Source organism: Pseudoalteromonas fuliginea, from assembly GCF_000690055.1.
Taxonomy (GTDB): domain Bacteria; phylum Pseudomonadota; class Gammaproteobacteria; order Enterobacterales; family Alteromonadaceae; genus Pseudoalteromonas; species Pseudoalteromonas fuliginea.
Genome location: NZ_JJNZ01000057.1, coordinates 1 through 11,791, shown reverse-complemented (window position 1 = coordinate 11,791; position 11,791 = coordinate 1). Strand labels below are relative to the sequence as shown.

Genomic DNA, 11,791 nt, shown 5'->3' with positions numbered 1-11,791 from the left:
ATTACTCTGCGTCTTTTGACTGCTTTTCTAAGCGTTTTTCCCAGAATGTGGCGTTTTTTATACCCAATTTAACTGGATCAAATATGACTTTTCCGCCTTTTTTCTTTTGTTCTTCATAATCGCTCAAACATAGCAAAGCAGGCTTAGCGACAAAGAAAATGGCTAAAATACCGAGTATGTTAATCCAAGCCATTAAGCCAACGCCAATATCACCAATAGTCCAAATATAACCTGAATTATTTACCATGCCGTATGCAACCATAAACATAATTACAAACTTCACAAGAACAAGCGGAATACTGCCCTTAAAATAACGATTTAAGTAAGCAATATTAGTCTCTGCAATAAAGTAATAAGCAAGTATTGTGGTAAAGGCAAAGAAGAATAATGCAATACCGACAAATGCTTGTCCAAAGCTACCAAATACACTAAATAGAGCCATTTGAGTAAAGGCTGCTGATCCCACTTCAGTGGCTGCATCAACATTTTGTACAATAAATTGCCCTGCTGGTAGCTCACCCACAATGTTGTATTGCTGCGTTATTAAAATCATTAATGCAGTTGCAGTACACACAAAGAGGGTATCAACATAAACAGAAAAAGCTTGTACTAAGCCCTGTTGAGCAGGGTGATCAACTTCTGCTGCAGCTGCTGCATGAGGCCCAGTACCTTGGCCAGCTTCATTAGAATATATACCACGTTTAACGCCCCAACCAATAGCAGCACCAAAACCTGCCTGCGCAGTAAATGCATCACTAATAATTAAATAAAATATATCGCCCACTTTATCTAAATTTAAAAATACCACGATTAGTGCCAGTACTATGTAACCAAGCGCCATAAATGGCACTACAATTTGCGTAAAGTTCGCAATACGTTTTATACCGCCGAAAATAATAAATGCCAAAACAATAAGGATAATTGCTAAAGCGACTAATTTAAAGCTGCCTACATCACCAAAGCTAGTAGAAACCATGTTGCCATTGCCAAACACTTGGGTAAACGCATTACCTACCGCATTTGCTTGTACGCCAGGCAGAAAGACACCACATGCTATAATTGCCGAAACAGCGAATAAAATAGCCAACCATTTTTGTCCTAAACAACGGTCAAAATAATACGCTGGGCCACCACGGTATTGCCCGTCTTCTTCTGTTTTATAAATTTGACCTAAAGTAGATTCTGCATATGCGGTACTTGCGCCTAGAAAAGCAACAACCCACATCCAGAAAATAGCGCCTGGTCCGCCAAAACCAATAGCCGCTGCAACGCCAGCGATATTACCGACGCCTACTCGTCCAGACAACGAGACTGCAAGGGCTTGAAAAGATGAGATACCTTTATCAGACGTGTTAGGACTAAATAATAACTTACACATTTCTTTAAAATGTCTAACTTGAGCAAATCGAGTTAATACTGAATAAAACAAGCCTGCGCCTAGGCATAAATAAATGAGTGCATTACTCCAAACAACATCATTAACAGCGCTTACAATAGCTTCCATGGATATCCTCTATAGTTATATTTATTATTTTTAGTTACGAGACTCTGCTTTAGCTACTACGCAACATAAGCTTTACGAAATAAGGTTTTGCCTCTCCCGTCCCGACTCATGATTTAATTAATCTTAACTTAAGTAACCCAACTTTGTTAACACTTAATTTTCAAAATATCTAATTACGTAGCTATTGCAAGGCACTACATCTGCAGTATTTAAAGGAAAGTAGATTGATTTGTACCGATACGGTGATGATACGCAGCGAAGAAACGTTAAAAACGTTTTGGAATGAAGTTGCTATATGATTATTATTTTTTGTAAAAGGGGTTTTACTAAAAACAAAAAAGGCATCAAAACTATTGATACCCTTCAAATAAATGTTTTATCTTAAATTATCAACAACATTAACAATTGCCGCTAACGTATCTTGACCAAATTGATACGAACGACGGTCTGACCAGCCATAGTCTGGATCAGGTAAATCGTTATTATCTTTAAATGGCATTTCAATTGTGTACGTTAATGCTTTAAATTCTTCAGCGGTTGCTGCTGAACCTACCGTTAGGTTAGCTTGGCCTGGCTCATCTTTTGGATAGCCATGCTCATCTTGAAACTCTGGAGTAATCGTTAAAAGCGCGGCTTTAAAGCTATCTTCAAGGCCTTTTAGGCGTGCATCGTAACTTGGAATACCTTCACTGCCTGCCACAAAGTTATACGGAATCGCTTCATCGCCGTGTATGTCTAGGTGCATATCTAAGCCAGCTTCGCGCATTTTATTTAGCACTAGGTAAACCTCAGGGCTATTTTCCATGCTTGGTGTTTGCCATTCACGGTTTAAGTTAACGCCTTTAGCATTAGTACGAAGATGTCCGCGTGCGCTACCGTCTGGATTCATATTTGGCACAACGTAAAATACTGCTTTTGATAGAAGCGCAGCTGCATGTGGGTCTTCGTCATCAAGAAGTTTGTGCAATAGACCTTCTACATACCACTGCGCCATTGTTTCACCTGGATGTTGGCGTGCTGTGATCCAGATGTTTTTCTTGTCTTCACTTGGTTCACCAATTTTAAGCACACTCATATCACGGCCATCGAGTGTTTCACCAAGCGTTATTAATTGGCAAGCGCCTTGGCTTTGTGCCCAAGATAATAAATCTAAATGGCGGTCGTAACTATATGGTGCAAAGTAAGCAAAATACACACTGCCGCACTCTGGTTCAATTTCAAAGCTTAATGTGCCATTTTCATAGCTTGATGGTACACGAAACCATGTTTGGCGGTCATATGATGCAACGGCTTGATACCCTTCCCAACCATCGGGGTAAGCTGATTTATCAAGCTCATTAATATTTAACTTATGCAATTGGTAAGGTGTTGTTTCAAGACGAAAGTGAAACCACTGATAAAATTCAGACTGATGATCTTTATTAATTTCTAATTGAATATTTAAAGGATCGGTGGCTTCAATAACTTTAATATTACCACTGTCGAAATTGCTGCTGATTTTCATGGAAAAACCTTTAGGTTGAATAAGTTTATCTGCTTTTTACTCTGCAGAACTAACACTACTGGTATTAAATACACGTAGTAAAATATTGCAATACTAATAAAAACTGAGCATTGCTAACATTTGAATAATTAAAGCCTATCACAAGGCATACGCTTTAAAAATAATACACGACCAAAAAAGCCAGCAACATGCTGGCTTTTACGTCACTGCAAACAAATTAACGAGGTAAGCTTGGGAATGACACTTCGGCCATATCGCGCATACAACGTACTACTTGGCAGCTGTAACCAAACTCATTGTCGTACCATACATATAAAACAATACGGTTATCTTCAACAATTGTTGCTTGTGAATCAACAACACCTGCGTAACGGCTACCGACTAAATCGGTAGATACAATTTCCGTTGATGCAGTGTAATCAATTTGATCACGTAAGTCTGAATGAAGTGCTGTATCGCGTAAAAATGCGTTTAGCTCTTCAACAGAAGTACTTGTTGCTAAATTAAGGTTTAAAATAGCTAACGATACGTTAGGCGTAGGTACGCGGATAGCATTACCTGTTAACTTACCTTCAAGCTCTGGTAATGCTTTTGAAACCGCTTTTGCAGCTCCCGTTTCAGTAATTACCATGTTAAGTGCTGCGGCGCGGCCTCGGCGCTCTGCTTTGTGGTAGTTATCAATAAGGTTTTGATCGTTCGTGTACGAGTGTACAGTTTCAACATGGCCATTATTAATACCAAACTTATCGTTTAATGCTTTAAGCGTTGGTGTAATTGCATTGGTTGTACAGCTTGCTGCACAAACAATTTTATCTTCAGGTAAAATATCTTTGTTATTCACACCATATACGATGTTTTTGATATTACCTTTTGCTGGTGCTGTTAATAATACTTTTGCAGCGCCCTGACACTCTAGGTGTTGGCCAAGGCCCGCTTCGTCTTTCCAAATACCGGTGTTATCAACGATTAATGCATTGTCGATACCGTATTGGGTGTAATCAATTTCGCTAGGAGAGTTAGCGTAAATAACTTGAATGTAGCTACCGTTAGCTTTAATTGCATTACGTTCTTTATCAATCGTGATTGAGCCATTGAATGGACCGTGAATTGAATCGCGACGCAATAAGCTTGCACGTTTTTCAAGATCACCATCTTTACCACCACGCACAACAATAGCGCGCAAACGTAAATCTGAATATGGACCTGATTTTTCAATTAATAAACGCGCGAGTAAACGACCAATACGACCAAAACCATACAACACAACATCGCGTGGTTCTTTCGCTGGTAAATCAGCTATTTCTGCAAGTTCGTCTTTAACAAACTCTTCGACTGAACGACCATTTGCGGCTTCAGTGAATAAATAACTATATGCAAGCTTACCAATATCAATACGTGCAGAGTTTAATTCCATTTTGCTGATAGCTTCTAAAAATGGGAAGCTTTCGCGCAAACGTAATTTAGTGCCTTCAAACTGAGCAACGGTTTTGTGAGATTTGATAATATCGATAGTACTGGCATTTACGAGAGGACGGCCATATACCGCAATTTCAATACCACGATTACGGTAAAGCTTACCAATGATTGGTTGCATACTTTCTGCATAATCTTGGCGCTCTTGCCAACTATTTGTGTATTCTAACTCGTGAGATGAGGTCATTTTATTTACCTAAGTTAAACATTTTGAACGGATAGCCCAAATGGGCACTGCCATTCTAATTTAATCTGACGTTATTCTCTACTGTTAGGAGTTAAATGATTGAGCTAGAATAGGAGGGTATATATTCATTTGGGGTTAAGGGATGTTTCTAAAAGCAAGTGTTTTACTAGGGTTGGTAGCCCTAACTGGGTGTGGAGATCAGTTGACACTCTCAAAGGTATGCAAAGAAACACCAGGGTTTTGTGCCGATCTAAATAAAGATAGCCACTGTAAGGAGCCTCGCGCAGAGGTTATTATAAAACGCTACACAGAATATAAAGACCCGACAGATGAAAATAAATACCAATTACTTAAAGGATTTGAAGATTACAATCAATGCATAACATTGGCTGCAAAAATCGAGCACGTAAAACTCAAAGAAAAAACAACCTCTCGTATTGATGGGCAACTAACTAGTATTAAAGAAATAACACGCTTATATCAAGATACTAAAAATACTAACCACCCAGGTTTACTTTATTACCATTGGTCGCGCAATAATAATCAAAGTGCACTAACTAAACTTCTTTCGCTAGAAAACGAAACGAGTGTGACACAAAGTGCTGAAATGCAATTTTTCTTAGCGTCGTATTACATTAAATTCGATGATGAAAAAACCATTGATTTACTCTACAAAACATTAGAGTTAAATAAAAAAGACACCGTACCTAACCCCGAAGTCCTTACCTCATTAATTAGCCTGTTTTATAAACATGATAAATTTAAGCATGCATATATATTTTCTAAAGTGGGCCAAATGTTCGGTATTGAAAATATTGAACTGCTGCCAATAGAACATCAACTAATTAGTAGCGGTAAAAGCTTAGACAGCTTAGATATACTTGCAGAGCAAACATATTTGCAAATACAAAACGGTGAGTTTGTATCACCTAGAGAGTTTTAATTTATTAGTATAAAAATAAGCTAACTTTTTAGTTAGCTTATTTATGTAAAATAAAAAGGCAGCTTACGCTGCCTTTTTTTATTTTGCTTTACTTGTGCCCACTTCTACGCGGGTTTTAAGCTTTTGACCTGGTCGAAAGGTCACCACACGACGCGCCGAAATAGGAATATCTTCGCCTGTTTTCGGGTTGCGGCCTGGTCTTTCTTTTTTGTCTCGAAGATCAAAGTTACCAAATCCAGAGAGCTTAACCTGCTCGCCTTTTTCTAGCGCTGAGCGGATTTCTTCAAAAAACGCTTCAACTAAATCTTTGGCATCTTTTTTATTGATCCCGAGCTTTTCAAATAGGTGTTCAGCTATGTCGGCTTTAGTAAGCGCCATATCTAGTCCCTCAACGATGCATTAAACTGTTCGGCCAATTCGGCCACCACGTTATCAACTACTAGATTGATATCTTTCTCTTCGAGTGTTCTATCAACCGCTTGCAGTGTTAGAGCAATCGCCAAACTCTTATAATTTGGCTCAATACCTTTGCCCTTATACACATCGAATAAGTTTAGGTCAACCAATTGATTTCCGCCAACTTTTTCGATCACGCTTAAAATGTCACCCGATTTAACGCTGTCTGCCACTAAAATCGCGATGTCGCGGCGATTTGAAGGGAATTTAGACACCCCTTCTGCTTGCGGTAAATTTCTTTTTTCTATTGCTGACATTTCAATTTCAAAAACAAAAGTTGCGTTGTTGATATCTAACAACTTTTGAGCTTGTGGATGTAAAGCGCCAAAAAAGCCAACCTTTTTACCATCAACATATATTACTGCTGATTGACCAGGGTGAAGCCCATCTGACTGCTCTGCTTTAATTTCAAAACGAGTAACGTCATTGGTAATTGCAAGTAAGGCTTCAACATCACCTTTTAGGTCATAAAAATCAACATTACGTTTCTCTTCAACCCAATGTTCACCATTTACAAGACCAGTAATAACACCACCAATAACCGGTACTTGGTAAACACCGTTTTCTGCACTTTCGTCGCTTATAAATTTAAGACCATGTTCGAATAAACGAATACGAGGTTGTTGGCGATTTTGGTTATACGCTACAGACGCTAATAAACCCGGCATTAAACTTACGCGCATTGCCGACATTTCAATTGAAATAGGGTGCGGTAATACCATTGCTTTACATTTTGGATGCAAAATAGCTTGTGCCTTAGGGTCTACAAAACTGTATGTAATTGCTTCTTGGTAACCACGAGTCACTAACGTATTGCGGAACTTGCTAAGCGCAATCGTTGCTTCGTTATGTGTCGTCATTTTAAGTTTTGCTGTAGGCGCAACATTAGGAATGCTGTTGTAACCGTAAACACGTGCTACTTCTTCAATTAAGTCTTCTTCAATGCGAATATCAAAACGGTAGCTTGGTACATCAGCACTCCAGCTATCATTTTCTACTTTTACATCAAGTCCTAAACGCGTAAGAATATCGGTTACTTTAGCATCTTCAATATGATGGCCAATAACACGGTCTAAACGTGCACGACGAAGACGTACTTCAGTCACTTTTGGTAGTTTGTCAGCTGCGACAGCTTCGACAACAGGACCTGCTTGACCGCCTACTATTTCAAGAAGAAGTGCTGTCGCACGTTCCATTGCATCGTGTTGCAGAGCAAAATCAACACCGCGTTCATAACGGTGTGAAGCATCAGTGTGCAAACCGTAGCTACGTGCTTGGCCTGCAATTGCAACAGGATTAAAAAATGCACTTTCGAGTAAAATATCAGATGTTTTATCTGTAACGCCTGATTGCTCACCACCAAAAACACCCGCAATTGCAAGTGCTTTGTTATGATCGGCTATCACAAGTGTTGTGTCGTTTAATTTAGCGGTATTACCATCTAATAAAACAAGTTCTTCACCTGCATTTGCACTACGAACTTTAATACCACCTTCAATCGCATTTAAATCAAACGCGTGCATTGGATGACCAAGCTCAAGTAATACATAGTTAGTCACATCAACTACTGGATCAATTGAACGTACACCACTACGACGTAGCTTTTCAACCATCCAAAGTGGTGTTTCTGCATCAAGGTTAATGCCTTTGATCACACGGCCAAGGTAACGAGGACATGCATCTTCGTTAACTAGCTCAATTGATACTTTGTCATCAATTGTTGGCGTAACCGCAGGAATATCTAATACACTTACGTCAATGCTGTTTAAAACACCTACTTCACGTGCTAGACCTTTTATACCTAAGCAGTCACCACGGTTTGGCGTTAAATCAACATCTATAATGTTGTCATCAAGACCTAGGTAGTCACGTAAATCAGTCCCTACTGGTGCATCGCTTGGCAATTCCATAATGCCGTCGCCTTCTTCGCTAATACCTAGCTCAACAAAAGCACATAGCATTCCGTTTGAAGGTTGACCGCGTAGTTTAGCTTTTTTAATTTTAAAGTCACCAGGAAGTACAGCGCCCACAGTTGCAACAGCAACTTTAATACCTAAACGACAATTTGCTGCACCACATACGATATCAAGTAGCTCATCGCCACCTACGTTAATTTTGGTAACACGTAGTTTATCTGCATCAGGGTGTTGCCCACATTCAACAACTTCACCCACAACTACGCCATTAAATTTGGCCGCAGCAGGCTCAACGCCATCAACTTCTAGACCAGCCATTGAAAGCTGTTCCGAAAGAGCTTGCGTATCAATAGCAGGATTTACCCACTCTCTTAACCACTTTTCACTAAATTTCATTTTATTATTTCACTCTTAACGGAACTGGTTCAGGAATTTTAAGTCATTTTCGAAAAATGCACGTAAATCGTTTACGCCATAGCGCAACATAGTTAAACGCTCTACACCCATACCAAAAGCAAAGCCGGTGTATTTTTCTGGGTCAATGCCCACAGACTTAAGTACATTTGGATGTACCATGCCGCAGCCTAGTACTTCTAACCACTTACCGTCTTTACCCATAACATCTACTTCAGCTGAAGGTTCTGTAAATGGGAAGAATGAAGGACGGAAACGAATTTCCATATCTTCTTCAAAAAAGTTACGTAAAAAATCATGCAAAATACCTTTTAGCTCAGTAAAGCTAACATCGGTATCAACCATTAAACCTTCAACCTGATGAAACATAGGTGTATGTGTTTGATCGTAATCGTTACGGTATACACGTCCAGGTGAAATGATGCGCAGTGGTGGCTGCTCAGTTTCCATAGTACGAATTTGCACGCCACTTGTCTGTGTACGTAGTACTAATTTAGGATTGAAATAAAAGGTATCATGATCAGCACGTGCTGGATGGTGCTCTGGAATATTTAGCGCATCAAAGTTATGAAAATCGTCTTCGATTTCTGGACCAGATTTAACTTCAAAACCTAACTCACCGAAAAAGCTTTCTATGCGCTCAATAGTGCGCGTAACTGGGTGTAAACCGCCAGTAGGCATAGCACGCCCAGGTAGAGTTACATCTATAGTTTCAGCAGCTAGCTTTTCTTCAAGTGCTTTACTTGCTAGCAATTCACGCTTTTCGTTGATAGCAGCTTGTACATCTTGTTTAGCTTGGTTTATAACTTGGCCTGCTTCTTTACGTTCTTCAGGTGCTATTTTGCCTAGCGTTTTAAGCAAGCTTGTGATTTCGCCTTTTTTGCCAAGGTAATTAACCCTGATTTCTTCTAACTGCGCGATTTCACTGGCACTGGCTACCGCCTCAAGTGCTTGCGCTAATATGTTTTCTAAGTTCATTCGATACCTGATCTTTCACAGAAGGTGATTGCTGTTAAGTAATAGCTTATGATAACTGAAAGCAGGGTCTAGATTCTAGACCTACTACAGCTTTAACGTTGATTTTATAAAAGGAATTGTTAATTTTCTCTGTGCAGCCATTGACGCATGATCTAATTTGTCGAGTACATCGAGCAAAGCACGCATATCACGGCTTAAACGCGTTAATAAAAAACGTGCACATTCATCACTTAATTCAAGGCCGCGCATATGGGCGCGCTTAACAAGTGCTTGTGCTTTATCGTCATCACTCATAGAGCGAATTTGAAAGGTTGTTCCCCACGTTAAGCGAGACTCTAAATCTGGCAACGTAATATTAAGCATGCTAGGAAGTAAATCGGCAGTTACTACTAACATTTTACCGGGTTCGTTAAACCGGTTAAAAAAGTTAAATAGTGCTTTTTCCCATGCATCATTCCCTGCGACTAAATGCACGTCATCAATACATAAAACATCAAGCGCTTCTAAACCGTCTAGTACCATAGGTCCAAAATCAATCACTTCGCGCATAGACAGTAGCATATTAGACAGGCCACGCTCTTGAGCTTTAATGCAGGTCGCATACAAAAGGTGAGACTTACCCGAGTCACCTAATCCACATAAATAGGTATACTGAAACGTTTTTGCTAACTTCGAAAAACTATCTTTCAAATGATTAACTTCTAACGAATCTTCTCCACCAAAGTACGATGCAAATGTTTCGTCATCCGGTAAAGTAACCGGTAATGCCATTTGCATCGGCTCAGAAGTTAGCATTATGGCGTTATCCATTGATACTCTAAGCTATTTTTATCAACAACATGATAAAAAGCGCGTGGATCCTCATAATCTTTAAATGAGGAGTCTAACCCTAATCCTTTTTTAAGATCGCTTAGGTTACCAGTATGGTTTAGCTTAAACTCTACAAACTCCGGTGTTTTACGCACAATTTTAACTTGAGTAACAACGCTTAAACTCAATAACCTTCGTTTTGCTAATTCAACATCAATAAAACTTTGCGTGCCCTTTAGCGTAAGCATAGCAGTAGCTTGTTCATAATAAGCATTTGGATCAATAGCGTACTCGCTTGCAAGACCTTGTGCTAAGGTGTCAATCATCTGGCTCACTATTTGCTGCTTATCACCCGTTAATCTATTTGAATCAAATAAATCATCATTTGTAAAACGCCAATCTAAAATCCAATTTTCGCTATCCGCTTCTTTATACATTCTTGCCGTAATACTTCGCTCAGCACTGTAGCGTTTAGAAGCCTCTTCTACTGGTTCTGAAAAGTTACCCCATACTTCAGGGATACCTACTAAACGTCTATCTTGTAAATCAAGTAATGGCACTACAACGGGTAGCCCCCGGCGTCCTGCCTTGTCATAAATTAACTGCTCTAGCTGCGGGTAACTTTCTTGTGTTACTAATTCTCTGCGCCAGTTGTCTTCAATACCTAACCATATTGCAACTAATGGGCGCTGCACTCCCCATAAAGGTAAGTTTAATTCTTTGATTAGCGCGTTGATCTTTCGAGCTTCAAATTTAACAACGAGTTTCAATTGTCCATTTGCTCTCTCGTCATATTCAAACTTAAGCATATAATCAGAAATATCTTTAGTGCGTTGCTGTGCTAATTTATTTTGATCCGCAGTTTCATCACCGCTTACTTTCACTAAGACATTGAGCAAAGCTTTACGACTCGCCGCTAATCGAGTGTCTCGTGTTTTGTCATCCACTTTTAAAATATCTTGATATAGATCAGTTACTTCAACTGCCGTTACAGAAAAACAAAATAAAATGGATATGGCACTAATTAATAATCTATACACAGGCTATTAGTTCTTGGTTTTAAACTGATTTGATCCTAAATCAAAGACAGTAACAAAGCAAAATTAAATTTGTTATCTAAGGAAATGAAAGTAATTGGCTTTTGTAGAAAGTAAAAAAGATTAAATATAAATAAGTGCGTAGTACGCTATTCACCTACCCTTAACTTTATTGCAGACGTAAAAAAGCCCGAATCGTTAGATTCGGGCTTTCTACAATTTGAGGTCGGTGCGCTACGCAGTAGGATGTCGTAGTGCCCACAGCGGTGGAGAGCCACATAACAAATGCTACACTATCTTTGTGCGTCGGGAGTCGCTACGCTCGCCCGACTTACGTGATGGGAGGTGGTGTGAGTGTGTGTTAAGTGTGTGTTAAGTGTGCACATTTCACTTTTCTGCAGACGTAAAAAAAGCCCGACTATTTCTAGTCGGGCTCTCTACAATTTGAAGCCTGGTAATGTCCTACTTTCACATAGCAAATGCTACACTATCATCGGCGCTGTTTCGTTTCACTACTGAGTTCGGCATGGAGTCAGGTGGGTCCAAAACGCTATTGTCACCAAGCAAAT

Annotated in this window: 9 protein-coding genes and 1 rRNA gene; 1 reads left to right on the top strand and 9 read right to left on the bottom strand. The window is 39.5% G+C overall.

Annotation, left to right across the window (positions count from 1 at the left end; all coding sequences use genetic code 11):
* Position 1: 1 nt before the first annotated feature.
* The 3 genes from DC53_RS05790 to DC53_RS05800 all read right to left on the bottom strand — a co-directional run bounded on the left by DC53_RS05790 (position 2) and on the right by DC53_RS05800 (position 4,668).
* Entirely contained in the window at positions 2-1,504 is a 1,503-nt protein-coding gene (locus tag DC53_RS05790; RefSeq protein WP_007378331.1) for an alanine/glycine:cation symporter family protein, read from the bottom strand.
* A 376-nt stretch (positions 1,505-1,880) separates the two neighbouring features.
* Positions 1,881-3,008 carry a M14 family metallopeptidase gene (locus tag DC53_RS05795; protein WP_008136269.1) on the bottom strand — a complete coding sequence of 376 codons (1,128 nt, stop codon included), beginning with the start codon at positions 3,006-3,008 and terminating at the stop codon, positions 1,881-1,883.
* Between the two features lie 217 nt (positions 3,009-3,225).
* Complete coding sequence (locus tag DC53_RS05800; RefSeq protein WP_007378329.1) at positions 3,226-4,668, bottom strand: glyceraldehyde-3-phosphate dehydrogenase; 1,443 nt, start codon at positions 4,666-4,668, stop codon at positions 3,226-3,228.
* A gap of 142 nt (positions 4,669-4,810) precedes the next feature.
* Here DC53_RS05800 and DC53_RS05805 point away from each other — a divergent pair, with 142 nt between their 5' ends.
* Complete coding sequence (locus DC53_RS05805) at positions 4,811-5,611, top strand: DUF2989 domain-containing protein (RefSeq protein WP_007378328.1); 801 nt, start codon at positions 4,811-4,813, stop codon at positions 5,609-5,611.
* Between the two features lie 78 nt (positions 5,612-5,689).
* On the opposite strand, the gene ihfA is transcribed toward DC53_RS05805, so the two are convergent.
* The 6 genes from ihfA to rrf all read right to left on the bottom strand — a co-directional run bounded on the left by ihfA (position 5,690) and on the right by rrf (position 11,786).
* Positions 5,690-5,989, bottom strand: coding sequence for an integration host factor subunit alpha (gene ihfA, locus DC53_RS05810; protein WP_002960690.1), 300 nt, complete (start codon positions 5,987-5,989; stop codon positions 5,690-5,692).
* A 2-nt stretch (positions 5,990-5,991) separates the two neighbouring features.
* Positions 5,992-8,379 (bottom strand): phenylalanine--tRNA ligase subunit beta, encoded by a 2,388-nt coding sequence (gene pheT, locus DC53_RS05815; protein WP_033030980.1) that lies wholly within the window; start codon positions 8,377-8,379, stop codon positions 5,992-5,994.
* Between the two features lie 15 nt (positions 8,380-8,394).
* Positions 8,395-9,375 (bottom strand): phenylalanine--tRNA ligase subunit alpha, encoded by a 981-nt coding sequence (pheS, locus tag DC53_RS05820; RefSeq protein ID WP_007378326.1) that lies wholly within the window; start codon positions 9,373-9,375, stop codon positions 8,395-8,397.
* An 84-nt stretch (positions 9,376-9,459) separates the two neighbouring features.
* Positions 9,460-10,170 (bottom strand): DnaA regulatory inactivator Hda, encoded by a 711-nt coding sequence (gene hda, locus DC53_RS05825; protein ID WP_007378325.1) that lies wholly within the window; start codon positions 10,168-10,170, stop codon positions 9,460-9,462.
* Positions 10,170-11,225 (bottom strand): DUF2066 domain-containing protein, encoded by a 1,056-nt coding sequence (locus tag DC53_RS05830; protein WP_033030978.1) that lies wholly within the window; start codon positions 11,223-11,225, stop codon positions 10,170-10,172. The genes hda and DC53_RS05830 overlap by 1 nt, the downstream gene beginning before the upstream one ends.
* A 446-nt stretch (positions 11,226-11,671) precedes the next feature.
* Positions 11,672-11,786 (bottom strand): 5S ribosomal RNA (gene rrf, locus DC53_RS05835).
* Positions 11,787-11,791: the final 5 nt, after the last annotated feature.